General features: G+C 69.5%; 25 protein-coding genes. 14 read left to right on the forward strand and 11 right to left on the reverse strand.

The window, feature by feature from the left end; genetic code table 11:
- Positions 1 to 472: 472 nt before the first annotated feature.
- From IEY81_RS17505 to IEY81_RS17515, 3 genes are all read left to right on the forward strand, one after another.
- Positions 473 to 2,953 carry a DNA gyrase/topoisomerase IV subunit A gene (locus IEY81_RS17505; RefSeq protein WP_189119779.1) on the forward strand — a complete coding sequence of 827 codons (2,481 nt, stop codon included), beginning with the start codon at positions 473 to 475 and terminating at the stop codon, positions 2,951 to 2,953.
- A gap of 28 nt (positions 2,954 to 2,981) precedes the next feature.
- Positions 2,982 to 3,704 (forward strand): LppX_LprAFG lipoprotein, encoded by a 723-nt coding sequence (locus IEY81_RS17510; protein ID WP_189119780.1) that lies wholly within the window; start codon positions 2,982 to 2,984, stop codon positions 3,702 to 3,704.
- Positions 3,705 to 3,861: 157 nt separating this feature from the next.
- Entirely contained in the window at positions 3,862 to 5,583 is a 1,722-nt protein-coding gene (locus IEY81_RS17515; RefSeq protein ID WP_189119781.1) for an MFS transporter, read from the forward strand.
- Positions 5,584 to 5,586: 3 nt separating this feature from the next.
- Here IEY81_RS17515 and IEY81_RS17520 read toward each other — a convergent pair whose 3' ends face one another.
- Complete coding sequence (locus IEY81_RS17520; protein WP_189119782.1) at positions 5,587 to 6,135, reverse strand: DUF4188 domain-containing protein; 549 nt, start codon at positions 6,133 to 6,135, stop codon at positions 5,587 to 5,589.
- An 89-nt stretch (positions 6,136 to 6,224) separates the two neighbouring features.
- Here IEY81_RS17520 and IEY81_RS17525 point away from each other — a divergent pair, with 89 nt between their 5' ends.
- Positions 6,225 to 6,857, forward strand: a complete 633-nt coding sequence (locus tag IEY81_RS17525; RefSeq protein WP_189119783.1) for a MerR family transcriptional regulator — start codon at positions 6,225 to 6,227, stop codon at positions 6,855 to 6,857.
- Position 6,858: 1 nt separating this feature from the next.
- Here the strand turns inward: IEY81_RS17525 and IEY81_RS17530 are convergent, their stop codons facing one another.
- From IEY81_RS17530 to IEY81_RS17545, 5 genes are all read right to left on the reverse strand, one after another.
- Positions 6,859 to 8,043: a cytochrome P450 family protein gene (locus tag IEY81_RS17530; RefSeq protein WP_189119784.1), complete on the reverse strand. Its 1,185-nt coding sequence runs from the start codon at positions 8,041 to 8,043 to the stop codon at positions 6,859 to 6,861.
- Between the two features lie 12 nt (positions 8,044 to 8,055).
- Complete coding sequence (locus IEY81_RS17535) at positions 8,056 to 8,304, reverse strand: metallothionein (protein ID WP_189119785.1); 249 nt, start codon at positions 8,302 to 8,304, stop codon at positions 8,056 to 8,058.
- A gap of 112 nt (positions 8,305 to 8,416) precedes the next feature.
- Entirely contained in the window at positions 8,417 to 8,560 is a 144-nt protein-coding gene (locus IEY81_RS24285; protein ID WP_229787952.1) for a GPGG-motif small membrane protein, read from the reverse strand.
- A gap of 41 nt (positions 8,561 to 8,601) precedes the next feature.
- Positions 8,602 to 8,847, reverse strand: a complete 246-nt coding sequence (locus tag IEY81_RS17540) for a hypothetical protein (RefSeq protein WP_189119786.1) — start codon at positions 8,845 to 8,847, stop codon at positions 8,602 to 8,604.
- Between the two features lie 97 nt (positions 8,848 to 8,944).
- A complete protein-coding gene (locus IEY81_RS17545; protein WP_189119787.1) occupies positions 8,945 to 9,907 on the reverse strand; it encodes a glycosyltransferase in 963 nt (320 codons plus the stop codon).
- A gap of 201 nt (positions 9,908 to 10,108) precedes the next feature.
- On the opposite strand from IEY81_RS17545, the gene IEY81_RS17550 reads away from it, so the two are divergent.
- The 4 genes from IEY81_RS17550 to IEY81_RS17565 all read left to right on the forward strand — a co-directional run bounded on the left by IEY81_RS17550 (position 10,109) and on the right by IEY81_RS17565 (position 12,639).
- Entirely contained in the window at positions 10,109 to 11,107 is a 999-nt protein-coding gene (locus tag IEY81_RS17550; RefSeq protein ID WP_189119788.1) for a glycosyltransferase, read from the forward strand.
- A 195-nt stretch (positions 11,108 to 11,302) separates the two neighbouring features.
- Positions 11,303 to 12,094, forward strand: a complete 792-nt coding sequence (locus IEY81_RS17555; protein WP_189119789.1) for a sigma-70 family RNA polymerase sigma factor — start codon at positions 11,303 to 11,305, stop codon at positions 12,092 to 12,094.
- Between the two features lie 54 nt (positions 12,095 to 12,148).
- Positions 12,149 to 12,388, forward strand: a complete 240-nt coding sequence (locus IEY81_RS17560; protein WP_189119790.1) for a hypothetical protein — start codon at positions 12,149 to 12,151, stop codon at positions 12,386 to 12,388.
- On the forward strand, positions 12,385 to 12,639 hold the full coding sequence (locus tag IEY81_RS17565) for a hypothetical protein (protein WP_189119791.1): 255 nt from the start codon (positions 12,385 to 12,387) through the stop codon (positions 12,637 to 12,639). The genes IEY81_RS17560 and IEY81_RS17565 overlap by 4 nt, the downstream gene beginning before the upstream one ends.
- Before the next feature lie 377 nt (positions 12,640 to 13,016).
- Here the strand turns inward: IEY81_RS17565 and IEY81_RS17570 are convergent, their stop codons facing one another.
- The 4 genes from IEY81_RS17570 to IEY81_RS17580 form a co-directional block, all read right to left on the reverse strand.
- On the reverse strand, positions 13,017 to 13,346 hold the full coding sequence (locus IEY81_RS17570; RefSeq protein WP_189119792.1) for a plasmid stabilization protein: 330 nt from the start codon (positions 13,344 to 13,346) through the stop codon (positions 13,017 to 13,019).
- Between the two features lie 12 nt (positions 13,347 to 13,358).
- Positions 13,359 to 13,490, reverse strand: coding sequence for a hypothetical protein (locus IEY81_RS24485; RefSeq protein WP_268244507.1), 132 nt, complete (start codon positions 13,488 to 13,490; stop codon positions 13,359 to 13,361).
- Positions 13,491 to 13,519: 29 nt separating this feature from the next.
- Positions 13,520 to 14,020 carry a sigma-70 family RNA polymerase sigma factor gene (locus IEY81_RS17575; protein ID WP_189119793.1) on the reverse strand — a complete coding sequence of 167 codons (501 nt, stop codon included), beginning with the start codon at positions 14,018 to 14,020 and terminating at the stop codon, positions 13,520 to 13,522.
- A 190-nt stretch (positions 14,021 to 14,210) separates the two neighbouring features.
- Positions 14,211 to 14,813, reverse strand: coding sequence for a helix-turn-helix transcriptional regulator (locus tag IEY81_RS17580; RefSeq protein ID WP_229787953.1), 603 nt, complete (start codon positions 14,811 to 14,813; stop codon positions 14,211 to 14,213).
- Between the two features lie 179 nt (positions 14,814 to 14,992).
- On the opposite strand from IEY81_RS17580, the gene IEY81_RS17585 reads away from it, so the two are divergent.
- Positions 14,993 to 15,568 (forward strand): hemerythrin domain-containing protein, encoded by a 576-nt coding sequence (locus IEY81_RS17585; protein ID WP_189119795.1) that lies wholly within the window; start codon positions 14,993 to 14,995, stop codon positions 15,566 to 15,568.
- Between the two features lie 63 nt (positions 15,569 to 15,631).
- A complete protein-coding gene (locus IEY81_RS17590) occupies positions 15,632 to 15,961 on the forward strand; it encodes a hypothetical protein (RefSeq protein WP_189119796.1) in 330 nt (109 codons plus the stop codon).
- 3 nt (positions 15,962 to 15,964) lie between these two features.
- Here the strand turns inward: IEY81_RS17590 and IEY81_RS17595 are convergent, their stop codons facing one another.
- On the reverse strand, positions 15,965 to 18,001 hold the full coding sequence (locus IEY81_RS17595) for a M3 family metallopeptidase (protein WP_189119797.1): 2,037 nt from the start codon (positions 17,999 to 18,001) through the stop codon (positions 15,965 to 15,967).
- Positions 18,002 to 18,062: 61 nt separating this feature from the next.
- Between IEY81_RS17595 and IEY81_RS17600 the strand changes: the two genes are divergently transcribed.
- The 4 genes from IEY81_RS17600 (at position 18,063) to IEY81_RS17615 (ending at position 24,438) form a co-directional block, all read left to right on the forward strand.
- On the forward strand, positions 18,063 to 18,557 hold the full coding sequence (locus IEY81_RS17600) for a beta-class carbonic anhydrase (protein WP_189119798.1): 495 nt from the start codon (positions 18,063 to 18,065) through the stop codon (positions 18,555 to 18,557).
- A gap of 176 nt (positions 18,558 to 18,733) precedes the next feature.
- Positions 18,734 to 19,537 (forward strand): ABC transporter ATP-binding protein, encoded by an 804-nt coding sequence (locus IEY81_RS17605; protein WP_229787954.1) that lies wholly within the window; start codon positions 18,734 to 18,736, stop codon positions 19,535 to 19,537.
- Position 19,538: 1 nt separating this feature from the next.
- Entirely contained in the window at positions 19,539 to 22,151 is a 2,613-nt protein-coding gene (locus IEY81_RS17610) for an ABC transporter permease (protein WP_189119799.1), read from the forward strand.
- A gap of 10 nt (positions 22,152 to 22,161) precedes the next feature.
- Entirely contained in the window at positions 22,162 to 24,438 is a 2,277-nt protein-coding gene (locus IEY81_RS17615) for an FdhF/YdeP family oxidoreductase (RefSeq protein ID WP_189119800.1), read from the forward strand.
- Positions 24,439 to 24,665: the final 227 nt, after the last annotated feature.

Below are 24,665 nucleotides of genomic sequence, written 5' to 3' on the forward strand. Positions count from 1 at the left end.
AACACAGTCGCTGACCGATGTCCGCTCGCAGGGTGGTCTCGACAAGCTCGACCACCGGAGACTCAGGTCTCGACACGCCTCCGCCCAGGGGCTCCGGCGGCTCGACCAGCGGAGCGATGGCCCCCTACCTACCCAGCGTCGGCTCTTTCGAAGCCTCATGAGCCCGCGCCACGCCCCTCGCCGCCGCCCCGATATAGGCGGAATCTTTTTCTCGATCGGGTGTCGGGTCAAGGACCGCAAAGCGGCCGGCGAAGCCGGCGCCCGAAGGGCGTCCTTGACGCGGCGCGTGATCGAGAAACACTGAGAGATCGGGTCGGCGGCGAACCTGGGAACGAAAAACGCAGTCCCTTACCGATGTCCGCACGCGGGGTGGTCTCGACAAGCTCGACCAGCGGAACACCGGAGGTACAAGATCCCCCACTCCGGCGAGCCCGATGTCGCACTCGCACACGGATTCGAGACAATGCGCCTTATGGCACGCGGCAAGACCAAAAACGACGTCCCCGACGACTTCGAGGAGCACATCCTCGACACCGACATCGGGGACGAGATGCGGTCCTCATTCCTGGAGTACTCCTACTCGGTCATCTACTCCCGCGCTCTGCCCGACGCGCGCGACGGGCTGAAGCCCGTGCAGCGCCGGATCCTGTTCACGATGAACGACATGGGCGTACGCCCCGACCGGGGACACGTGAAGTGTGCTCGCATCGTCGGTGAGGTGATGGGCAAGCTGCACCCGCACGGCGACGGTGCGATCTACGACGCGCTGGTGCGGATGGCGCAGCCGTGGGCGATGCGGCTGCCGATGATCGACGGGCACGGGAACTTCGGCTCTCCCGGTGGTGACGACCCGGCGGCCGCGATGCGTTACACCGAGGCCCGGATGGGTCCGGCGGCGCTGGCGATGACCGATGACATCAAGGAAGACACCGTCGACTTCCGGCCCAACTACGACTCGCGGGAGATGGAGCCGAGCGTGCTCCCCGCGGCGATCCCCAACCTGCTGGTCAACGGCGCCACGGGCATCGCGGTCGGTATGGCCACCAACATGGCGCCTCACAACCTGGTCGAGGTCATCGCCGCCGCGCGCCACCTGATCAAGCACCCGGGCGCGGAGCTCGACACGCTGATGAAGTTCATCCCGGGGCCCGACCTGCCCACCGGCGGCACGATCGTCGGCCTCGACGGGATCCGGGACGCGTACGAGACCGGCCGCGGCTCCTTCAAGATCCGCGCCACGACGCGAATCGAGCCGTTCGGGCGCCGCAAGGGCATCGTGATCACCGAGCTGCCGTTCAACGTCGGCACCGAGAAGATCATCGAGCGGGTCAAGACGCTGGTGCAGTCGAAGAAGATCCAGGGCATCGCCGACCTCAAGGACCTCACCGACCGCGAGCACGGCACCCGCCTGGTGATCGAGGTCAAGAACGGGTTCGTGCCCGAGGCCGTCCTCGAGCAGCTCTACAAGATGACCCCGCTGGAGGACTCCTTCGGCATCAACAACGTCGCGCTCGTCGACGGCCAGCCGCGCACCCTCGGCCTCAAGGAGCTGCTCGAGGTCTTCCTCGGCCACCGCTACGACGTGGTCCGCCGCCGCTCGCAGTTCCGCCGGGACAAGGCCGCCGACCGGCTCCACCTGGTCGACGGGCTGCTGATCGCGATCCTCGACATCGACGAGGTCATCCAGCTGATCCGCTCCTCCGACAACGCCGCCGAGGCCAAGGACCGGCTGATGACCGTCTTCGACCTCAGCCAGCCGCAGGCTGAGTACATCCTCGACATGGCGCTGCGCCGCCTGACGAAGTTCTCCAAGATCGAGCTCGAGAAGGAGCGCGACGACCTGCGCGCCACGATCGAATACCTCGACTCGATCCTCGCCGACGACGACATGCTCCGGAAGGTCGTCTCCGACGAGCTCGGCGAGGTCGCCAAGACGTTCGGCACCCCGCGACGTACCGTCCTGCTCGCCTCGGCCGGCACCCCGGCACTGGAGGCGATGAGCCTCGAGGTCGCCGACGACCCGTGCTTCGCGCTGCTCTCCTCGACGGGCCTGCTGGCCCGCTCCTCCGACGCGGAGCCCTTCGCCACCGGCTCCGGACGCGCGAACCACGACGTGATCGTCTCGGTGGTCCCGGCGACCGCACGCGGCCAGATCGGTGTGCTCACCTCCCGCGGCCGTCTCGTACGCCTCGGGGTGCTCGACCTGCCGGCGATGCCGCCGACCGCGGGCGACCCGAACCTGTCCGGCGGCCTGCCGCTGTCCGCGCTCCTCTCGCTGGAGTCCGACGAGCGGGCGCTGGCGCTGACCACGCTCGCCACCGAGGGCCCGGGACTCGCGCTCGGCACCAAGCTCGGTGTCGTCAAGCGGGTCAACCCCGAGGTGCTGCTCAACAAGGACGAGTGGGAGGTCATCAAGCTCGCCGACGGTGACGAGGTGGTCGGCGCGGCCGAGCTCCGCACCGGCAACGAGTCGCTGGTCTTCGTCACCTCCGACGCCCAGCTCCTCCACTTCCCCGCCGAGGTGGTGCGACCGCAGGGTCGCAGCGCGGGTGGCATGGCCGGCGTCCGGATGGCCCACGGCTCCAAGGTCGTCTTCTTCGGCATCGTCTCGCCCGACGCCCCCGAGGGCGCCGCGGTCGTCACCGTCGCCGGCTCCTCCAGCGCACTGCCCGGCACCGAGACCGGCAGCGTGAAGACCACGCCGTTCAGCGAGTTCCCAGCCAAGGGCCGAGCCACCGGCGGCGTACGCGCCCACCGCTACCTCAAGGGCGAGGACAGCCTCGTCTTCGCCTGGGTCGGCGCCGCTCCCCCATTCGCCGCGGCCGCCTCCGGGGCGCCGATCGAGCTGCCCGAGATCGACCCGCGCCGCGACGGCTCCGGGGTGCCGCTGGAGCAGCCGATCGACGCCGTCGCCGGTCCGGTGGCCCACACGTTCGCGCCCTCCGCCACATGAGGTTGCGAGGCGTGGCATCCTGACCCGCATGCTCAGCTCGATTCTGGGGCGGAACCTGCCGCGCCTCGCCTTCGCTCTCGTCGCGCTCCTCGCCGCCACGCTGGTGCTCACCGCGTGCAACGACGAGGACCCGACCAAGGGACGCACCCCGAAGCAGGTGCTCGCGGCCGCGCAGAAGCACCTCGACGAGACGAGCGGGATCAATTTCTCGATCTCCTCCGACGACCTGCCCGACGGCATCACCACGCTGAAGGCCGCGACCGGCACACTGACCCGCGACCCGGCGTTCCAGGGCAAGCTGACCGTGCCGGTGATGGGTGCCGAGGCTCAGGTCGACGTGGTCTCGGTCGACGGCGTGGTCTACGCGAAGCTGCCGTTCACGACCTCGTTCCAGGAGCTCGACCCGGCCGACTACGGCGTGCCCGACCCGGCCGCGCTGATCGCCCCGGAGACCGGCATCTCCTCGCTCCTGCCTGCGACCGAGGACGTGAAGATCGGCAAGTCCGTGCGCGGCGGAGCCGACAACGACGAGATCCTCTCGACCTACACCGGCACGCTCCCCGACACCGCGGTGAAGAAGATCCTCGCCGGCGCGAGCGGCGACTTCGACGTCACCTACGTCATCAACGACTCCGACGACCTCACCGAGGCCACCATCGATGGCCACTTCAGCGGTGAGGGCGAGGCGGCGTACTCCTACACGATCAAGGTGACCGACTACGGGGTCGAGAAGGAGATCACCAAGCCGTGAGGGCGGTAAGAGATCGCATGGCCAGGGGCGACGTCGCGAGCGGCGGGAGACGTATGGCCTGGCAAGGCGCGGGCTCGACAGCGGTGCGGTGTACCGGTGAGAGACCGCAACGCTGCCAGGGCGTGCGTATCGCGACGCGCAGCAGGCGGCCCTGACCATGCGATCTCTTGTGTGGCTCGCCGCGATCGCGGTGGCGTTCGCGGCAGCGGACACCTACGTCGTCGTGCTGGCCCTGCCCGACATGATGGCGGGCGTCGGGCTCTCGATCGAGGAGCTGCAGCGGGCCGCTCCGCTGATCTCCGGCTTCCTGCTCGGGTACGTCGCGGTGCTGCCGCTGATCGGCAGGCTCGCCGACCTCCTCGGCCATCTGCCGGTGCTCGTCGGCGGCCTGGTCGTCTTCGCCTTCGGCTCGTTCCTGACCGCGCTCTCCTGGGACCTCGCCGCGATGGTGGTGGGCCGCTTCTTCCAGGGCCTGGGCGGCGGCGCGCTGGTGCCGGCGACGCTCGCCCTCGTCGCCGCGCTCTATCCCGCCGAGCGCCGCGGAGTACCGCTCGGGCTCGTCTCCGCCGTGCAGGAGCTCGGCTCGGTGCTCGGCCCCCTCATCGGCGCGGCCGTGCTCGCCGTCGCCGACTGGCGGGCGATCTTCGTGCTCAACCTGGTGGTCGGTCTCGTGCTGGCGGTGGCGATCCGGCGGCTGGGCCGCACCGACCCGTCCGCTGCCGGCAGCCGCACCCGACCAGACCTGATCGCGCTGCTGCTCATGCTCGTCGCCGGCGCAGCGTTCCTCCTGCTGGCGGTCGAGCCACCGGCTCTCGTCCAGGACCTCACCTGGGGCGCGCTCTACGTCCCGGCCGCCGGCTCCACGCGCTGGCTGACGCCGCTGGGCCTGGTCACGATCGTCGCCACGATCGGCTTCCTGGTGAAGTGGTGCCTCCGGCCCGGCGTACGCAGCTTGCTCGGCCGGATCGCGGCCGAGATCGACCTGCTCGGGGCGCTGCTGCTCTCGATCGCCCTGGCCGGCGTGATCCTCGCCTTCGCGACCGCCGACCCCGAGGTGGCGGTCTTCTCCGACCAGGGCGTCTGGTATCTCGTCGCCGGCGGCCTGGCGCTGCTCGGCTTCGTCTTCCACCTGAGTCGCGCGCAGGACCCGATCGTGCCGCGCGGTGCGTTCGCCCGGGTGCCGGCATGGGGCTCGGTGCTGGTCTCGTTCTTCGTCGGCGCTGCGCTGGTCGCCGCGCTGATCGACGTACCCCTCTTCGCCCGCACCACCATCTACGGCGACAGCCAGCTGAAGGCGGCCCTGGTGCTGCTGGAGTTCCTGGTCGCGCTTCCGGTCGGCGCCGTCCTCGGCGGGTTCCTCACTCGGCGCCTGCCCGCCGGTGTGATCGCCGGTGTCGGGATGTTGCTGGCGGCGGTCGCCTTCGTCTTCATGGCCCGCTGGGACGCCGACGCGCTGCGTTCGGTCCTGGCGACCGTGGTCCTGGTCTGCGGCGGTCTCGGTTTCGGGCTGGCGCTGGCGCCGGTCAACGCCGCGATCCTGGCCACCACCGAGCAGTCGATGCATGGTCTGACCACCTCCTTCACAGTCGTGGCCCGGATGGTCGGCATGCTCGTCGGCATCTCCGCACTGACCTCGATCGGCCTGCGCAGCTACTACTCCGCCCAGGCCGACCTGCCCTCGCTCTCCTCGGTGTGCACCGGCGGCGGGATGTGTGCCGAATACCAGGATCTGCTCATCGGCGCCGCCATCGCCCAGGAGCACACCGTCTTCGCCGGTGCCGCCGTCTGTGCCGCGATCGCCGCGCTGCTGGCGGTGGTGCTGCTGCGCGGCGCGCCGACACGGGCGCTGTCGCCGAGCGAGACCGTCACCGCGCTGTAGCAGTCACCTCTCGACGTACTCCGGCCGGGTGGAGTGCAGCCGCTCGTGAGTGGTGTTGCGCCGCCCGGCCGCGCGCTCGGTGGCACCGAGCGCGGCGGCGAGACCGAAGGCAGGCATGTTCCCGTAGAGCGTCTCGACCTGGTCTGCCGGCACCCGGTAGGTCTCGTGCCAGATCCCGATGTCACCGGTCGAGGCCGCGCGCCGGTTGAAGGCCGACCAGGCGGGCGCGTGGGTGAGCGTGGGATCCTTGGCGAAGCGGCCGAGCTCCTCGACGCTGCGCCAGTACTGCACCGTCATCAGCACCCGCCCCGACCAGTAGCTGCGCACCGAGAGCAGCCCGAGGTCAGGGTTCTTCGCGAGCTCGGCGAGCATCCGTGGCATGGCGGTGAAGACCGGGAACCAGCTGCGCACCTTGCGCCAGCGGTTGATCCGCATCCCGATCAGGAACACGACGACCTCGTCGCTGCCGACGTCAGCGACGCTGTGGCCTGGCAGGACGCCCGCCGGCACGTTCTCAGGGGCCTCTCGATAGGCCCAGGCGATCTTGGACATCCCCGTCCTCCTTTCTGGATAGTTTCAGTATCTAGTCTAAGATAGTGACGCTATCCAGAGCCTCTGTCAATCAATTTCGTGGAGGAAACATGCGGATCTCCGAGCTCTCAGAGTCGACCGGAGTGAGCGTCGCGACGATCAAGTACTACGTGCGCGAGGGTCTCCTCTCCCCCGGCAGGAAGCTCGCTGAGCGCCTCGCCGACTACGACGACCAGCACGTACGCCGCCTGCGCCTGCTCCGCGTGCTCCGCGATGTCGGCGCAGTTCCGGTCGGGGCACTCAAGGCGCTGGTCGAGGCGACCCAGGACCGCCGCACGACGATCCATGACATGTTCGGTGAGGCCTGCGACGCCCTCCGCGTCGAGACCGCCGTGCCCGCGACCCCCGACGAGCACACTCGCGAGCTCGCCGACCGTATCGTCGAGCGCGCCGGGTGGGACCAGGTCCGGCCCGACGCCCCCGAGCGCGACCAGCTGGCCGCGATCATCCGGGTGATCCTCGACAGCGGCCTGCGCACCGATCCCGAGGGCGCGGCGACCTACCTGCCGCTGGTCGATGCGATCGCCGCCTACGAGATCGATCAGGTCGACGACAGCCAGGACCGCGAGACCATGATGGAGCAGATGGTGCTGGGCCAGGTCGTGCTCGGCGAGTTCCTGCTCAGCCTGCGCCGGCTGGCGCACGAGCACCACAGCGCCCTGCGCTTCGACGGGCGCGGCTGAGTCAGCCGATCCGGACCCGCAGCCGTTCGCGGGTCGGGATCCGCGGATAGTTGCTGCCGCTCTCGACCACGGCCCAGGCGGCGCCCGCGAAGACCTCGACGGTCGCGGAGATCATCGCGATCGTCGCCGGCTCACCCGGGCACCGGTGGCCCTCAGCAGGGTCTCCCCCGCCCTGCGGCACCAGCTCGAAGGGGTCGACGTCGCGGTCGACGAACCGTTCGGCCGAGAAGTCCTGGGGCTCGGTCCACGACTCCGGGTCGAGGTTGGTCCCGCGGACGTCGAGGACGATCCGCTGTCCCTCCTCGACGGGCTCGCCGTCCCAGTCACCGTGCTCGCGGACGATGCCGGCCAGGGCCGGGACGAACGGGAAGACGCGGCGTACCTCCTGGGTGAAGCCGTGCCGTCGCTCAGGGTCCCCGAGCGAGCGGCGCGCCTGCGGCTGGTCGTCGATGGCCTGCACGGCGTAGGAGCCGAGGAAGGCCACCGCGACGGCGGGACGCAGCACGTTGAGAAGCTCGATCGCAGCCACCCGCACCGGCAGCAGGTCGCCCTGCGGGTCGCGCCAGGCGGCGATGATCTCGAGCGGGGTGGCGGGCGGCGCCGACGTGGAGCGCGCCTCCCGGACCAGTCCGCGGGCCCAGCGGTTCGCCCACAGTCTCGCCGCCCAGGCGGTGGCGTAGGAGGGCCCGGAGATGCCGAAGCCGTCGACGATCGCGGCCAGCCGGCGCCCGACCCGGTCGGGGTGCGGCACGCTGATGCCGGCCCACTCGAGGACGGCGCGGCCATAGACCTCGGCGAGGAGGGTGAACACCCTCACCGTCTCCCCACGACGCTCGCGCAGCTCGGCGCTCAGGTGGCGGCGTACGAGGTCCTGCAGGGCGGCGGAGACGTCATCGTCGAGCAGATCGAGGAAGCCCGCCTTGCGGTGGGCGTGTTCGGCCCCGTCGAGGCCATGGACCGCGCCGCGGCCGAAGAGAAGAGCGGCCAGCGGCGCGGGCACGGCCCCGGCGCGTCGGATGGAGTCAGGGTCGTAGAAGCGGCGTACGGAGGCCGGCCCCCGCACTACCAGGGCACCCTTGCCGAGGAGCTTGACCGGGCAGACCGGCACGTCGCCGGCCCGCTGCCAGGCCTCGGGGATCGCTCGGTAGCCGCTGCGGAGCAGGCCTGCGGCGAGATCTCGGGTCATCCGGTGGCCGCGTCAGGAACCGCTGGTGACGCGGTCGCTCGCGCCGGTCACGCCGTACGCGCCGGCGCAGTGGGCGCAGCAGAAGATGTGCTGCTCGTTCTGCACCCCGTGGCCGAGGATGCGGGTGCCGCAGTTGACGCACTCCGGGGCGATGGTGGCAGCGGCGCACTCGATCGAGTCGAAGACGTGGCGCTCACCTGACGCCGTGGTCACCTCGAAGCTTCCGTCGTACTCGTTCCCGCATGTGACACAGGTGCCCATGACCGGTCCTTTCGTTCGACTTCAGTGCTGTGCCCGAATCAGAGTGCTTGACGCAGCTCGCACGGACGCCACGCGGCCCGGGTCCCCCGAGGGGCACCGGGCCGCATGGTGTCTATCCGAAGATGCTGACTCCACCAGGGCCGACCAGCAGGCCGACCACGATGAGGACAACTCCCCAGAGGAGTTGGCCACGTACCAGCGAAACGATGCCGCTGATGACAAGGACTGCCGCGATCAGCCATAGAATTAGTGCCATATCGATCTCACCTCGGTGTGTAGTTGTTGCGGGGGATGTGCTCAGGCTTCCTCTGCGCCCAAGCGGCTACGCAGCAGGGACTTCGCCTCTTCGGCGCCCTGCACGGAGTTAGCCTGCGCACGCATGAACAGGTCCACGAGATCGTGGTCGTTCGCCCGGCGCGCGTCCTGGATGTAGTTGTCCAGACGCAGCGCGTTGGCCAGGCGGGCCTCGGTGAACCAGATCAGGTTGTAGTCCTTGTCCGGTGTCCCGGTGACGATGCCGGTCTCAACGCTCGTCGTGCTCATTCGGATCACTCCTCATGACTCCTCTTGCGTACGCCCTCTAGGTACCCACCGGGGGAGCTTTCAAACCTCTCAAAATGCGCCAGCAGATGGATGTAGGTCACAGTCCGGTCCCGGTGACGACCGAGTGCAGTACGTCGTCCCACTCGTCGAGGAACCGGCCCAGGCCGTAGCGCCGCTTCGCGTGGCGGCGGCCGATGAGCCCCGCCTCCCCAGCGACGTCGGGATCCTTCATCAGGTGGCGTACGGCCGGCACGATCTCGTCGCGACGGGTGGTCACGAAGCCGGCCTCCTGCGGGACGGCGAGCGGGATCTCGTTCATCGCCAGAGCGACGACCGGCATGCCGAGATGCATCGCCTCGATCAGGGACAGGCCCAGCGAGGTCCAGCGGTTGAGGTGGACGTAGACCCGGCGCCGCGGCAGGTGGTCGTGCAGGTCCTGCTGCGAGAGGCCTGGGAACGTACGCAGGCCGCGGTGTGCCGGGAGATGGTCGACCCGTCTGCCGAAGACGTCGGCGCCGACCCCCTCGGCCAGCGCCGGGATCAGGTCGGCGCCGACCGAGCGGCCGCGGCGTACCGGATCGTTGACGACCACGCCCGCACGCTCGATGTCTCCGGTGTAGCGGCGGCCCGGGTCGACGATGCCGGGCTCGACCACCGTCGTCGGGGTGCCCGCGCAGTCCCAGAGCAGATCGTTGAAGCCGGTGAGATGCACGATCGGGATCCCACCGCCGGACATCGGGTGCCGGGTGTCGGGAACGGCACCGGCCGGCGCGTAGTGCTCCATGTAGACGGCAGGTATGTCCCGTCCCGGCCGTCGCCCACCAAGCCATCGCTCGGCCAGCTCGACCTCGTGCGGACGCTGGAGGACGACGACGTCGACGTCCTCGTCCGCGAGCTCCTCGACAGCCACGTCGCGCGCGGCCTCGGGCCACTCCCCCGTGCGGTCGCGGCCGAGACCGTCGGGACAACGGTCGGAGGTCACCGGGAGCAGATAGTCATGGCGGCCACGCACGAACGCCGCCGTCCAGGCGTCGTGCACGTGCCACATCAGGATTCTCATGCCATCTCAGTGCCCGGGACCACCTTCGGTGATGCCTCAGGAATGAAGAAGTTCTGCTGCTGAGGGGATCGATCCCGCGCCTTGCGGGTACCACTCCCAGATGTCAGATGTTCGTCCGATCCGGGAGGCAACGCAGATGAAGGTTCTCGGCGTCACCGCCAGCACCCTCGTCCCCATCTCCCGCCGAGGACGAAGCCGCTGATGCGCGTCGCAGTCGTCTCCGGACACGCGAACCCGCTCGGCGCCCTCGGCCGAGAGAAGGCCGACGGACACAACGTGCACGTCGCTGCCCTGGCCGCCGGTCTGGTCCGCGACGGCCACGACGTGACGGTCTACACCCGGCGCTATCACTACGAGACGTCCGAACGAGTACACCGCGACGGATTCGTGGTCGAGCACGTCCCGGACGGGCCGCCGGCCGAGGTGGCGAGCGCCGGACTCGTCTTCGTCGGCTGCACCGAGGACGCCCACGAGGACCACGACCTGAGGCTGCCCGAGGGGCGGGCCCGCGTGATCCCGTGCGGTGTCGACACCGATCTGTTCCGCCCGGGGCCCGGCCCGTTCACCGACCGCCTGCGCCTGCTGAGCATGGGACGGATGGTGCCCGGCGAGGGGATGGAGAACGCGATCGAGGCGCTGGCTCATCTCGTGCACGAGGAGGGCCTCGACGCCGAGCTGGTCATCGCCGGTGGGCCCTCGCGCAGCCGGCTCGCTGTGGACACCGACGCGATCCGACTGCGTCAGCTGGCCATCCGCCATCACGTCGCCGGCCGCACGATCTTCCAGGGCAGCGTCGCCCCTGACGAGGTGCCGTGGCTCGTCCGCGGGAGCGACGTCGTGGTCGCGGTGCCGTGGTACGAGCCGTTCGCGACGGCCCCCGTCGAGGCGATGGCCTGTGGAAGGCCTGTGGTCGGGACGTCCGTCGGCGGGGTCGGAGAGACCGTGATTCCAGGGGTGACCGGCGACCTGGTGTCACCACGCCGGCCGGACGAGCTGGCTCAGACGCTCGCTTCCCTGCTGCGCGACCCCGTGCGGCGTCGCCGCTACGGCGACGCCGCACGTGACCATGCGGTCGCGCGCTACGACTGGCGTCGCGTGCTGTCCACCTCTGGCACGGCAGGCGACAGCACTCTGCTGCGCGCGCCGGAGCCCCGGCCCGAGCCCCGGCCCTGCCTGAGCAACCCTCGGCTGCGTCGCTGACCGCAGCGATCCGGGACGTATGGCCCGGCTGTGGCCCCTCTGGGGTGAGTCATCGCGCTCTCACCAGTCCAAGACCCACCGAATCTGGGCTATTCCCACCCTTATGGGTGATTTGTGCTACCCATACCGGCACCCAGGGGGGTGAACTTTGGATCAAAGCCGTTGGGGCGGGCTCGATCCGGGCACTACCTAGGCATGACGACGACGACATTCGACAAGGACCTGCCCCGAGCCGAGCGACAGCAACTCACCTCCGAGCTGCTGGAGTCCGCACACCTCGCCGAGGGCGACGAGCGCGACCGACTCCTCGAAGAGGTGATCCTGCTCAACGCAGCTGTCGCCCGCTCCATCGCCCACCGCTACACCGGTCGCGGCATCCCGCGGGCCGACCTGGAGCAGGTCGCGTACATGGCACTGGTCAGGGCTGCGAAGAGCTTCCACCCCGACCGTGCCGACGACTTCCTGACGTACGCGGTGCCCACCATCCGGGGCGAGGTCAAGCGCTGGTTCCGTGACCACGGCTGGACCGTGCGCCCGCCGCGCCCGATCCAGGAGCTGCAGAGCACGCTGCTCAAGATCGGCTCCGAGCGCGGCAACCTGCCGACCTCTGAGCTGGCCGAGATCGTTGCGATGCCGGAGAAGAAGGTGCGCGAGGCGCTCGACGCCCGCGGCTGCTTCACCCCCTCCTCGCTGGACGCCCCGCTGCGTGCGGTGGACGGCCAGTCCTCCGAGGCCACCATCGGCGACATGCTGCCCGGCATCGACGGTGGTCTGAGCGACTGCGAGACCCGCCTCGCTCTCGAGCAGGCGATCAGCTCGCTCTCCCCGCGCGACCAGCTCGTGGTCCGGCTTCGGTTCATCGAGGACCGCAGCCAGGCCGAGATCGGCGAGACCATCGGCGTCACCCAGACCCAGGTCTCCCGCATCCTGACCCGTATCGTCGACGAGCTCCGCGCGCAGCTGGAGGACGTCGAGCTCGCTGCATGACCCGCTTCCAGGCGGGTACGGGATCCAGAAGCCATCACACGAAGGAGATCTGTCATGACGTTCTCAACGATCACCGGTGAGCGCGACACCACTGCTCAGCGCTCGCTGTGGAACGGCGCGACTCCGAAGACCAGATGGCAGGAGTCGTCGTGGGGCAAGCGCATCGCCGCGATCGCCGGCGTCCTCGTCCCCGTCGCGATCACCGTCATCACCACGGTGATCCGTAAGAAGAGCACCGACACGCTGATGCGGAAGGTGACGAAGAAGTTGAAGAAGGCAGGTGTGAAGAAGTGAGGACCAAACGGAACCTGCTCCTTCTCGCCGTGGGCGGGGTGGCCGGCTACGTCGTCGGCCGCCACCCCGAAGGGGTCTCCGACACGGTGCGCAGCACCGCAGACCTCGCACGCGCACGAGCCCGCAAGGTGTCCAGCTCCACCCTCGGCCGCTCCGGCGACCACCGTGGATCTGGCACGCCGGCTCCGGAGAGCGCCGACAGCGTCGTCGAGCGCACCTCCACCGCGTACGTAGCCCGCCCCCGTCCTTGACGGACGGGGCGCCGATCGTCGCACGCCGCCGCTGGCCCGCAAGGGCCGGCGGCGGTTCTGCTTTTCCCGACCCGGCGCATCTGCCCCGCCGTACGTCGCCGACCCGGCGCATCTGCCTCACCCCCAGACGCCCAGTCGGCGCAACTGCCCCACTCTCACACGCCGACTCGGCGTCTCTCGTTGAGGCAGATGCGCCGACTCGGCGGTTCGGAGCGGGGCAGACGCGCCGACTCGACGCCCCACAGCGAGGCAGACGCGCCGACTCGGCGCTCGACAGTGGGACAGATGCGCCGACTCGGCGGGGAGGTTGTACAGATACATAGAGAAAACCGCCGACCGGATCGGGTCGGCGGCCTGCACCAGTCGGTTCGGGGGTCTTAGCGGCCGACGGCCTTCTCGAGCTCCGCCTTGCTCATCTTCGAGCGCCCCTCGATGTTCTTGTTCTTGGCCTCTTCGTAGAGCTGGGCCTTCGTTCGCCCCCTCGGGCCGTTGCGGTTGCTGCGTAAGCCGCCGCGTCGACCCGAGGAGATGTCTTGGGTGGAGGTCTTGCTCTTCTGCTTGGACTCGCCGCCGCGGGCACGTTCCTTGTTCACCGTGCGGGCGGCGATCTCCTCCGCGTCGTCCTCGTTCCTGCCGCGGTCTTCGAGGCCTTCCTTGATGTGCTCGTACTGGCGCTCTCTCTTCTTGCTCCAGGCACGCTGCGGCATGTCGGCTCCTCCTCAGTGCTGGTGGAAGCGATCGTCGTTGTCGGCGACGTCCTTGTTCCGGCGCGCGTCGACCAGCCAGGCGGTCGCCGCCCCCAGGACGACGATCGCACCGACCACGATGAAGATGATGACTGGTGTGCTCATGGTCTTTCGGTACCCATCCGCGGCGCCGCCTACGCGGCGACCGCCTCGCGCATCGACCGCAGGATGCGGGCCAGCGCTCGAGAGACCTGTGCCTGGGTGGCGCCGATCCGCGCGCCGATCTCGGCCTGGCTCAGCCCTTCCACGTAGCGGAGCTGCACGATCTCCCGGTCGGAGACGCTCAGCCGGCCCATCGCGTGGTCGACGATGATCCGCGCCTCGGCGCGGTCGAAGCCGGGGTCCGGCTCGCCGATCTCGGTGGCGGACTCGGTGCCGTCGTCGTCGAGACGCTCCGGACGTACGCTGCGGGAGAGCTCCCGGAAACAGCGCTTCACCTCGCCCTTGGCCATCGGCACGGCGTAGCTGAGGAACTCACCGCGCTCCGGGTTGTAGCGCACGGCGGCCTTCACGAGGCCCATCCTCGCGGCTTGACGCAGATCATCGACCTCGATTCCGCGGCCGGCGTAGCGGGCTGCCAGCGAGCGTGCCACCGGAAGGTGACGGACCACCAGGTCCTCGTAGGTCGTGTTCATGGCTCAAGTCTTCGCCATGAACGGCCTGTTTGTGCCGCTCAGAGTGGTAAATGGTCCCTAGGGGTGAGCGGAGCCCCACAGCGAACCCACCCCTAGGGGTTAAACCGCGGCCTCGATATCAGGTACCGAGACCGCGGCATCGACTGATTTCTATCGTGGTGTCTCTCCCCCGCGCCGGGGCAGAGAACAGTCACCCCGACTGACCCGCCGATGAGGTTCCGGTATCCATTCCGGGGGCCAGGGATGCGCCGGAGCTCAAAGTCTTTGCGTCGGGCGGGGCGAAACCGTGGGTGATCGCCCAGCTCACCGCCTGGCTGCGGGTGGTGGCGCCGATCTTGCGGTAGGCCTGCCGGATGTGGCTCTTGAGCGTGTTGACGCTGAGCACCATCTTGGCGGCGATCTCCTGGTTGGAGAGCCCCTGGGAGATCAGCGCGAGCACCTCGACCTCGCGGGTGGTGAGCCCGGCGACCGTGCCGAGCCGGTCACGGTTCTCGCCGACGGGCTCGCCGGCGGCGGTGAGCTCGATGGTGCGGACGAGCTCACCCGCCTGGACGCTCATCGAGACCCAGGCGTTGGCGCCCAGCGAGTATGCCTTGGCGCGCAGGTCGGGACGCATGTCACGGCTGAAGATCAGCACCTTGGCGTCGGTGTGCTGCATGACGTGCTGAAGGTCGGCGCCGTCGCGCAGGTGGAGACCGAGCGTGTCGTAGAGGATCACGTCGACCCCGACGGCCTTGCTGCGGATCGACGGGAGGGCGGTCACGACCAGCCGGTCCGGGTAGTCGGCAAGCATCGTCGTCAGACCACGCTGGACAACCTCCTGTGGACTGACAACTGCTACACGCACTACTCCCCGCCGCATCACCCTTGAACCTTCTCAGATCGGTGGGCGTTTTGACAGTTGTATAGGCACAACACGCGATGGGTACAGGGGCTTTTCGTCCGCACATGCCCCTGAGACAGGAGCGTTTCATGTCCCACGCAACCGAGGTCTTGAAGAAGGCCTCCGAGCTTCCAGAGGGCGACGTGGTCCGCATCCTGCTGCAGCAGCACGCCGGAATCAGGCAGCTCTGCGCCACCGTGGGTCATTCCGAGGGTGCTGCCAAGAGGCAGGCCTTCGATGATCTGCGCGTGCTTCTCGCCGTGCACGAGACCGCGGAGGAGCTGGTGGTCCACCCGGTCGCCGCCGTGCACTGTGGGGAAGGTCTCACCAAGGCGCTCAACGCGGACGAGAAGGAAGCCACCGAGATGCTCGCCCGGCTCGAGGAGCTCGGGATCGAGAACCCCGAGTTCGACGAGCTCTTCGAGATCTTCCGGATCGCGGTCGAGCAGCATGCCGAGGAGGAGGAGCGGGTCGAGCTCGCGACCCTCCTCGAGGTGCTCGACGACACCGAGCGACACACCATGGGCAAGCGGCTCTCGGCCGCCGAGCTCGTCGCTCCCACCCACCCGCACCCCGGCGCCGCCGGATCAGTGCCCAAGCAGCTCGCCACCATGCCGTTCCACTCCATCGTGGACCGTGTCAGGGACGCGATGAGTCGTTCCTGAGTGGCAGAGTGAAAGCTGTATCGACAACTCGAGCACCCCGGTGCTCAGGACAGGAGCCGAACGATGGTTGACAACAAGCCGCAGGACGACCAGACCGGCGCGGACGACAAGGGCACCGAGGGCAACAGCGAGGGCACCATCACCGCCCCCACCCCGGACTACGCCCAGGAGGGGTCGGACGCCGACCAGTCCGACTTCGGTCCGTCCAACCCCGACCAGCACAGCTCCGGCGAGGAGGGCTCGCAGCAGCCCAGCGCCGCCGAGCGGGGCTCGGGCCAGTCGGGCTCCGACTCGTCCGACTACGACGAGCAGGACGAGGCCGCGGCCGAGACCTTCCCGGCCAGCGACCCCGGCGCGAGCTGGGCAGGCCCGCAGGACCCGCGCGACCGCTGACCCTCAGGCCAGGCCCCGGCGCTCCAGCAACGGAGCGATCGGGGCCGGCCGGCCGCGCCACTCCGCATAGGACTCCAGCGGGTCGCGCGTGCCACCGATGCCGATCACATGACGGACGTACGCCTCACCGTTCTCCCTGGTCAGACCGCCGTTCTCCGTGAACCACGCGACCGTGTCGGCATCCAGGACCTCTGACCAGATGTAGGAGTAGTAGGCCGAGGCGTAGCCGCCGAAGATGTGCTTGAAGTACGCCGTGTAGTAGCGCGCCCGCACCGCCCGGTTGTCCAGCCCGACGGCCGAGAGCGTCGCCGCCTCGAACTCCGCCACCGCCTCCGGTGATGTCGGCACCTCGGCCGGCGACAGCTCGTGCCACGCCAGGTCGATGAGCGCCGCGGCGAGGTATTCCGAGGTCGCGAACCCCTCGTTGAACGTGGCCGACGCCTCGAGCTTGCCGAGCACGTCGGCCGGGATCGGCTCGCCGGTCTCGTGGTGCACCGCGTAGTTGGCGAGCACCTCGGGCCAGAGCATCCACATCTCGTTGACCTGCGAGGGGTACTCCACGAAGTCGCGGTAGACCGCCGTCGCCGCGAACCGCGGGTAGGTCGCCCGGGCGAGCAGCCCGTGGAGCGCGTGCCCGAACTCGTGGAAGAGCGTGTTGACCTCGTCGAAGGTGAGCAGCGTCGGCTCCCCCGGCGCCGGCTTCGGCACGTTGAGGTTGTTGGTCACGATGGCAGACGGCTCGCCGAGCAGCGTGTTGGCGGTGGCATAGGAGTTCATCCACGCCCCGCCCTTCTTGGAGTCGCGGGTGTAGAGGTCGAGCAGGTAGAGCCCGATCGGCTCGCCGTCGCGGGAGACCTCGAAGACGCGTACCTCCGGGTGGTAGCCCTGCAGGTCGGGGCGCTCCTCGAAGGTCAGGCCGTAGAGCCGCTCCGCGGCGTAGAAGACTCCGTCGCGCAGCACCCGGTCGGCCTCGAACCACGGCCGCAGGACGGCCAGGTCGACGTCGTACTCGGAGGCTCGGACCTTCTCGGCGTAGAAGGGCCAGTCCCAGGCCTCGATGGTCTCCAGACCGTCAGCGGCGCGCGCCGAGGCCTCGAGCGCAGCCTGCTCCGCGCGAGCGTTGCGGGCCGCCGGCGCGGCCAGCCGCTCCAGCATGTCACGCACGGCCTTGGGGGTCCCGGCGGTGTTGTCGGCGGTGACCAGCCCGGCGTAGCTGTCGAAGCCGAGCAGCTGCGCCTTCTCGGCGCGCAGCCGCAGCGCGTCGAGCGCGATGCCTCGGGTGTCGTCGGCGTTCCCGCGCGAGCCGCGGGAGATCTGCGCCTCGAAGAGCCGCTGGCGGAGCCCGCGGTTCTCCAGCACCGACAGGTAGGGGTGCGAGGTGAAGAGGGTGAGCGTGATCAGGAACTTGCCGGGCAGTCCTCTGTTCTCGGCGGCCGCAGCGGCCGCGGAGATCTCCCCCGGCGTCAGCCCGGCCAGCTCCTCGACGGTGTCGACGACCACGGCGAGGTCGTTGGAGTCGGCCTGCGCGGCCTGGCCGAAGGCGGCCTCAAGCCCGGAGATCTCCTGGTTGAGCTCGCGCAGCCGGGCCTTCTCCTGCGGTCCGAGCGCGGCACCGGCGAGCACGAAGTCACGGTGGTAGCGCTCGACCAGGTAGCGGTCCTCGCCCTCGAGCTCCTCGCGCTTCTCGTAGACCGCGTTCACCCGGGCGAAGAGCACATCGTCGAGGAGCAGCGCGTCGTGGTGGGCCGCCAGCCGGGGAGCGTACGCAGCGTTGAGCTCGTCGAGGGCGTCGGAGGAGTCCGCGGAGAGCAACGAGAAGAAGACCCGCAGGACCCGGTCGAGCCGCTCGCCGGACCGCTCCAGGGCGACGAGGGTGTTCTCGAAGGTCGGCTCATCGGGCGAGGAGGTGATCGCCTGGAGCGCGGCCAGCTGCTCGGCCATCCCCTGCTCGATCGCCGGACCGTAGTCGTCGATCTCGATGTCCGCGAAGCGGGGCAGTCGGTGGGGCAGGTCGCTGGGATCGAGTAGGGCGTGGATCACATCGTGCACGCTATCTGACACAACCGGGGGTAGTCGCCGGGATATCGGATACCTTGGCGGCATGAGTGCCTTCGATGATCTCCTCGCCGCCAACCGGACCTACGCCGAGGAGTTCGGCGACGGCGGTTTCGACGGCGTCGCGCACGCCGGCGTCGCGATCGTGACCTGCATGGACTCCCGGATCGAGCCGCTGGGCATGCTCGGGCTCGGCCTCGGCGACGCCAAGATCTTCCGCAACCCGGGTGGCCGGGTGACCCCGCAGGCGATGGAGGCGCTGGTGCTCGGCGTCCACCTGCTCAACGTCAAGCGCATCCTGGTGGTGCCCCACACCCGCTGTGCGGTCGCCTCCCAGTCGGAGGCCGAGCTGCGGGCGAAGCTCGCCGAGTCCGCCGGCCAGGACGCCTCCTGGCTCCACCTGCACGTCATCGAGGACCAGGTCCGCGCGTTGGGCGAGGACGTCGCCAAGGTGCGCTCCCACCCGTTCATCCCCGACGACGTCGAGGTCGGCGGGTTCATCTACGACGTCGACACCGGTCTGCTCAACCAGAAGATCTGAGCCTACGACCTTGCGAGCGAAGCGAGCAGGGTCGTAACGCGAAGAGATCGAGCGAGCGCAGCGGGTGAGCCTGCGAACCCGCGAAGCGGGTCGAGATCTACGCTTTGAGGAAACCTGGCCTCAGATGACGCTTGAATTGGCATGCGTCTCAACCACCTGTAGGCAAGAGTTGGGGCGTGAGCCTCACAGACCCGGCACAGCAGGACCCGGCACCTCCTCGTGAGATCGCCGCCCAGGCGATCGGCCTGCACAAGACCTACGGCAAGGGCGCCGCGGAGGTCCGCGCGCTCGACGGCGTGAGCCTGGACCTCTACGCAGGTCAGTTCACCGCCATCATGGGCCCTTCGGGCTCGGGGAAGTCGACGCTGATGCACTGCCTGGCGGCGCTCGACAAGCCCACGACCGGCGAGGTCGTCGTGGGCGGCCGCAAGCTCGGCAGGATGCGCGACCGCCGGCTCACCGCGCTGCGCCGCGACAAGATCGGCTTCGTCTTCCAGGCCTTCAACCTGGTGCCGACGCTGACCGCGCGGGAGAACATCCTGCTGCCGCTCTCGCTGGCCCGGAAGAAGCCGGACCCGAAATGGTTCGACCAGGTCATCGACACGGTCGACCTGCGGCCGCGGCTCGGCCACAAGCCGAGCGAGCTCTCCGGCGGGCAGCAGCAGCGGGTCGCCTGTGCCCGCGCCCTGGTCTCGCAGCCCGACATCGTCTTCGCCGACGAGCCCACCGGCAACCTCGATTCCACCTCGGCTGCCCAGGTGCTCGACTTCCTGCGCCACAGCGTCGACGACCTCGGCCAGACCATCGTCATGGTCTCCCACGACCCGGTCGCCGCGTCCTACTGCGACCGGGTGATCTTCCTGGCCGACGGCCGCGTCGTCGACGAGCTCGCCAGGCCGAGCCGCGAGGAGATCCTGGCCCACATGTCCGACCTGCAGTCCCGGGCCATGGGGCTGGCTCCGATCGGCGAAGGCGCCTGAGGTGCTGCGGCTGACCCTCCGTAACCTGGCGGCGCACAAGGTGCGGCTGCTGATGTCGACGCTCGCGATCGTGCTGGGCGTGGCGTTCCTGGCCGGCGTCCTCACCTTCTCCCACGGGCTGGACCGCACCTTCTCCGGCATCATCAACGGCTCCACCCCCGACGCCCAGGTACGGCCCGCCAACAGCGCCACCGACGCCGAGGCCGCCGCCCGCCCCGGCGGTGGCAGCGCGGCGTCGCTGAAGCCGGAGACCATCGAGAGGCTGCGTACGCTGCCCGAGGTCGAGCGCGCCGACGGCACGGTCCAGGGCTCCGGTCTCTACGTGCTCGACACCGACGACAAGCTGATCAACAGCTCGGGGGCTCCGACGCTCTCGTTCAACTACACCGGCTCGCCCAACCTCCTCGGCGAGCCGATGCTCGAGCTCCAGGACGGCCGCTGGCCGAAGTCGACCACGGAGGTCGTCCTCGACGAGGGGACCGCGGAGAAGGCCGGCTACGAGGTCGGCGACTCGGTGGCCCTGATCGTGCCGCAGGGCGAGACCCGGCGCAAGGCGACGCTGACCGGCACCGCGGCGTTCAACGGTGGCGGCACCGCCGGCGCCCAGCTGCTCGTCTTCAGCACCATCGGCGCCCAGGAGCTGTTCACCGAGGGGAAGGACCTCTACTCGGGCGTCTCGCTGACCGCTGCTCCGGGCGTCAGCCAGAAGGAGCTGGTCGAGGCGGCGAACACGGTCCTGCCCAAGGGCTTCGAGGCCATCACCGGCGACAAGGTCGTCGCCGAGTCCGAGGACGCCATCGGCGACTTCCTCGACGTGATCTCGGTCTTCCTGATCGTCTTCGCGGTGATCGCGGTCATCGTCGGCGCCTTCATCATCGTCAACACCTTCTCGATCCTGATCGCCCAGCGCTCCCGCCAGCTGGCGCTGCTGCGCGCGCTGGGCGCATCCCGCCGCCAGATCACCACCTCGGTGCTGTTCGAGGCGCTGGTGATGTCCCTGGTCGCGGCGACCATCGGCGTCCTCGCCGGCTGGGGGCTCGCCCACGCCCTGGCCGGCGCCTTCCGGCAGGCCGGGCTGGAGATCGCCTCCGACGTCCTCGTCCTCACCCCACGCACCATCTGGGTCTCCTACGCCGTCGGCGTCGCCGTCACGCTCGCCGCTGCGCTGCTCCCCTCGCGGCGAGCCGCGAAGGTGCCGCCGGTCGCGGCCATGCGCGAGGACACCCAGCCTCCGGCCAGGTCCACCGTCCTGCGTACGTCGGTGGGTCTCGTGCTCCTCCTCGTCGGTCTCGGCCTCGCCGCGGTGCCACGGATCGGGATCCCGGAGATCACCCTGCCCGGCGGGTTCGACGTGCCGACCAGCCCCGCCCTGTGGGTGGGTGTCGGCGCCGGGATCTCGATCCTCTCGGTCGCCTGGATCAGCGCATTCCTCGGCCGTCCGGTGCTGGCAGCGCTGCGTACGGTCTCGGGCCTCGTCTTCGGGATGACCGGCAAGCTGGCCGGTCAGAACGCCATGCGCGACCCGCGCCGCACCGGTGCCACCGCGTCGGCGCTGATGATCGGGCTGGCGCTGGTCTCCTTGATCGGGGTGCTCGCCGCCTCGATGAACGCCTCGATCACCGACGTGGTGGAGGAGCAGTTCAAGCCCGACCTGGTCGTGCAGAGCCCGACCTTCACGCCGTTCCCGACCTCGATCGGCGACGAGATGGAGGAGGTCGAGGGCGTCTCCACGATCTCCCGCTCCCAGATCGCCCAGGCCGTCCTCGGCGAGGTCGACCTGCAGAACCCGAAGAAGAACGACGTCGCCTTCCTCTTCGGCGTCGACGAGCACCTCTCCCGGATCTACGACCTCGAGGTGCTCGAGGGCACCGACGCGGTCAAGCCCGGTCAGGTGCTGGTCACCGACGAGGAGGCCGAGGAGCACGGCTGGAAGCTCGGGGACCGCATCCAGCTGACCTTCGCCAGCGGCCGGCAGCTGAAGCCGCAGATCAGCGGGATCATCGCCCGCACCCAGGTGACCGGCAACATCAACATCCGCATCGAGGACCTCGTCTCGGCGAAGGTGCCGCGCGAGGACGCCTCGCTGAGCATCCTGCTCTCCCCCGGCGCCGACGCCGGCGCCGTCCACGAGCGTCTCGACGAGCTCGTCGAGGACCGGCCGGTGGTCGCGGTGCAGGACAAGGACGAGTTCGCCGAGTCGATCAAGGGGCAGGTCAACCAGCTGCTCTACATGATCTACGGTCTGCTCGCGCTGGCGATCGTGATCGCCGTGATCGGCATCGTCAACACCCTCGGCCTCAGCGTCATCGAGCGCACCCGCGAGATCGGCCTGCTTCGGGCCATCGGGCTCTCCCGGGGCCAGCTGCGCCGGATGATCACCCTGGAGTCGGTGACCATCGCGGTCCTCGGCGCGGTCCTCGGTCTCGCCCTCGGGGTGCTCTTCGGGGTGCTGCTGCGCGACGCGCTGCGTGATGACCTCACCAGTCTGTGGGTGCCGCTCGACCAGCTCGCCACGTTCCTCGGCGTCGCCGTGGTCGTCGGTGTGCTGGCCGCGCTCCTCCCAGCCATCCGCGCCGGGCGGGAAGACGTCCTCGAGGCGATCGCCTCGGAGTAGTGTGCTGAGAGTGACCGAGCACACTGACGAGCACGCCGAGGACCTGCCCGAACCCACCCTCCGCATCCGCGACCCGAAGACGTCCGCGGTCGGGATCCCGGGAGTGCTCCGCTCGCTGGAGTACTCGCTGCGCGAGATGGGCCCCAAGCGAAGCCTGCAGACGCTGCTGAAGGTCAACCAGGTCGGTGGCTTCGACTGCCCCTCCTGCGCGTGGCCGGACCCCGACCACCGCAAGGCGGCCGAGTTCTGCGAGAACGGCGCCAAGGCGGTGGCCTGGGAGGCGACCCGCAAGCGGGTCGACCGCGACTTCTTCGCGGCCAGCTCGGTCGCCTCGCTGCGGGAGCGCGACGACCACTGGCTCGAGGCGCAGGGGCGGCTGACCGAGCCGATGTACATCGGCCCCGGCGAGACCCACTACTCCCCCATCTCCTGGGGTGACGCGATCGGGCTGATCGCCGACCGGCTGCGCGCGACCGACCCCGACCGCTCGGTCTTCTACACCTCGGGCCGCGCCTCCAACGAGGCGGCCTTCGTCTACCAGCTGCTCGCCCGCCAGCTCGGCACCAACAACCTGCCCGACTGCTCCAACATGTGCCACGAGTCCAGCGGCACCGCGCTCGGCGAGGTCATCGGCATCGGCAAGGGCACGGTGACGTACGCCGACATCGCCGAGCACGCCGACCTGATCATGATCGCCGGCCAGAACCCCGGCACCAACCACCCGCGGATGCTCACCGCGCTCGAGGAGGCCAAGTCCCACGGCGCCAAGATCGTCTCGATCAACCCGCTCCGCGAGGCCGGTCTGGTCAAGTTCCGCAACCCCCAGACCCTGCGCGGCGTCTCCAGCGTCGGCACCAAGCTGGCCGACGTCCACGTGCCGGTGAAGGTCAACGGCGACTTGGCCCTGTTCGCCGGGCTCAACAAGCTGCTCGTCGAGCGCGACGCCGTGGCGCACCCGTTCCTCGAGGAGCACACCGAGGGCTTCGACGTCGCGGCGCAGGCCTGGGCGGCGATGGAGTGGGACGACATCACCCGGCTCAGCGGCATCCCCCGCGAGGACATCGAGTCGCTGGCCGACCTGGTCGAGTCCCGCGAGCGGATCATCGTGTGCTGGGCGATGGGCCTGACCCAGCACAAGAACTCCGTCCCCACCATCCGCGAGATCGCCTCCTTCCTGCTGCTGCGGGGCAACATCGGCAAGCCCGGCGCCGGCGTCGCCCCGATCCGAGGTCACTCCAACGTGCAGGGCGACCGCACGATGGGCATCTGGGAGAAGCCACCGGCGGCGTTCCTGGACGCGCTCCGCGACGAGTTCGGGTTCGACCCGCCGCGCGAGCACGGCTACGACGTGGTCGCCGCGATCGAGGCGATGCGCGACGGCGCCGTCGACGTCTTCATGGCCCTCGGCGGCAACTTCGCCGCCGCCACGCCCGACACCGCCGTCACCACCGCAGCGCTCGCCGACGTCGGCCTCACGGTCCAGGTCTCGACCAAGCTCAACCGCAGCCACGTGCACCACGGGCGCGAGGCGTTGATCCTGCCGTGCTTGGGCCGCACCGAGCGCGACGAGACCGGCGGCCGCGAGCAGCACGTGAGCGTCGAGGACTCGATGGGCATGGTCCACGGCTCCTACGGCCGGCTGCTGCCCGGGTCGAAGGACCTACGCAGCGAGGTCGGCATCATCTGTGCGCTGGGTGAAGCCCTGTTCGGGTCCGACCAGGGTGTCGACTGGACCGGGCTGGGCGTCGACTACGACCGGATCCGTGACCACATCTCCCGGGTCGTGCCCGGCTTCGAGGACTTCGAGAACAAGCTGAAGTCGCCCAACGGGTTCCCGCTGCCCAACGGCCCCCGCGACTCCCGCACCTTCACCACCACGAGCGGTCTGGCCCGCATCACCGCCAACCCACTGACCGCGGTCGAGGCTCCGCCGGGTCACCTCCTGCTGCAGACGCTGCGTTCCCACGACCAGTTCAACACCACCGTCTACGGCTACGACGACCGCTACCGCGGCATCACCGGCGGGCGTCACGTCGTCTTCGTCAACCCCGACGACCTGCGCGAGCTCGGCATCGAGGACGGTGCGACCGTCGACATCGTCTCGGTGTGGACCGACGGCGAGCGGCGCGCCAAGACCTTCCGCGTGGTCGCCTACGGCACGCCGCGCGGCTGTGTGGCGGCGTACTTCCCGGAGACGAACGTCCTGGTCCCGCTCGACTCCTACGCCGACGGCAGCCGCACCCCGACCTCGAAGTCGGTCGTCGTACGCCTCGAGCCACACCGGTAGGGCGCCGGGAATTCCGTTGCCGCGGTGGGCGTTGACGCCTACCGTGATGCACATGTTCCGCGTGGTCTCCGAGCTCCACCTGTCAGGCAACGGCCTGACGGGCGCTCCCGCGTGGACGCCGTCTGTCGATTGCACCGGCACTCGAAGCTGACCCTCCTCCTGCCCTGCAGGACCCGCGGAGGAGGGTGGTCCGCACCGGCCCCCTCGCCGCGGTGACAGCGCCGCGA

It is taken from the genome of Nocardioides luteus (assembly GCF_014648595.1).
GTDB classification, from domain to species: Bacteria; Actinomycetota; Actinomycetes; order Propionibacteriales; family Nocardioidaceae; genus Nocardioides; species Nocardioides luteus.

Excerpts from the sequence above, each read along its gene's own strand:
- IEY81_RS17600 (WP_189119798.1), top strand. The coding sequence starts at position 18,063 with ATGAGTGCCTTCGATGATCTCCTCGCCGCCAACCGGACCTACGCCGAG.
- IEY81_RS17530 (WP_189119784.1), bottom strand. The coding sequence starts at position 8,043 with ATGACCCGAGATCTCGCCGCAGGCCTGCTCCGCAGCGGCTACCGAGCG.
- IEY81_RS17515 (WP_189119781.1), top strand. The coding sequence starts at position 3,862 with ATGCGATCTCTTGTGTGGCTCGCCGCGATCGCGGTGGCGTTCGCGGCA.
- IEY81_RS17545 (WP_189119787.1), bottom strand. The coding sequence starts at position 9,907 with ATGAGAATCCTGATGTGGCACGTGCACGACGCCTGGACGGCGGCGTTC.
- IEY81_RS17550 (WP_189119788.1), top strand. The coding sequence starts at position 10,109 with ATGCGCGTCGCAGTCGTCTCCGGACACGCGAACCCGCTCGGCGCCCTC.
- IEY81_RS17585 (WP_189119795.1), top strand. The coding sequence starts at position 14,993 with ATGTCCCACGCAACCGAGGTCTTGAAGAAGGCCTCCGAGCTTCCAGAG.
- IEY81_RS17580 (WP_229787953.1), bottom strand. The coding sequence starts at position 14,813 with ATGCTTGCCGACTACCCGGACCGGCTGGTCGTGACCGCCCTCCCGTCG.
- IEY81_RS17575 (WP_189119793.1), bottom strand. The coding sequence starts at position 14,020 with ATGAACACGACCTACGAGGACCTGGTGGTCCGTCACCTTCCGGTGGCA.
- IEY81_RS17520 (WP_189119782.1), bottom strand. The coding sequence starts at position 6,135 with ATGTCCAAGATCGCCTGGGCCTATCGAGAGGCCCCTGAGAACGTGCCG.
- IEY81_RS17560 (WP_189119790.1), top strand. The coding sequence starts at position 12,149 with ATGACGTTCTCAACGATCACCGGTGAGCGCGACACCACTGCTCAGCGC.
- IEY81_RS24485 (WP_268244507.1), bottom strand. The coding sequence starts at position 13,490 with ATGAGCACACCAGTCATCATCTTCATCGTGGTCGGTGCGATCGTCGTC.
- IEY81_RS17510 (WP_189119780.1), top strand. The coding sequence starts at position 2,982 with ATGCTCAGCTCGATTCTGGGGCGGAACCTGCCGCGCCTCGCCTTCGCT.
- IEY81_RS17555 (WP_189119789.1), top strand. The coding sequence starts at position 11,303 with ATGACGACGACGACATTCGACAAGGACCTGCCCCGAGCCGAGCGACAG.
- IEY81_RS24285 (WP_229787952.1), bottom strand. The coding sequence starts at position 8,560 with ATGGCACTAATTCTATGGCTGATCGCGGCAGTCCTTGTCATCAGCGGC.
- IEY81_RS17535 (WP_189119785.1), bottom strand. The coding sequence starts at position 8,304 with ATGGGCACCTGTGTCACATGCGGGAACGAGTACGACGGAAGCTTCGAG.
- IEY81_RS17505 (WP_189119779.1), top strand. The coding sequence starts at position 473 with ATGGCACGCGGCAAGACCAAAAACGACGTCCCCGACGACTTCGAGGAG.
- IEY81_RS17540 (WP_189119786.1), bottom strand. The coding sequence starts at position 8,847 with ATGAGCACGACGAGCGTTGAGACCGGCATCGTCACCGGGACACCGGAC.
- IEY81_RS17590 (WP_189119796.1), top strand. The coding sequence starts at position 15,632 with ATGGTTGACAACAAGCCGCAGGACGACCAGACCGGCGCGGACGACAAG.
- IEY81_RS17525 (WP_189119783.1), top strand. The coding sequence starts at position 6,225 with ATGCGGATCTCCGAGCTCTCAGAGTCGACCGGAGTGAGCGTCGCGACG.
- IEY81_RS17570 (WP_189119792.1), bottom strand. The coding sequence starts at position 13,346 with ATGCCGCAGCGTGCCTGGAGCAAGAAGAGAGAGCGCCAGTACGAGCAC.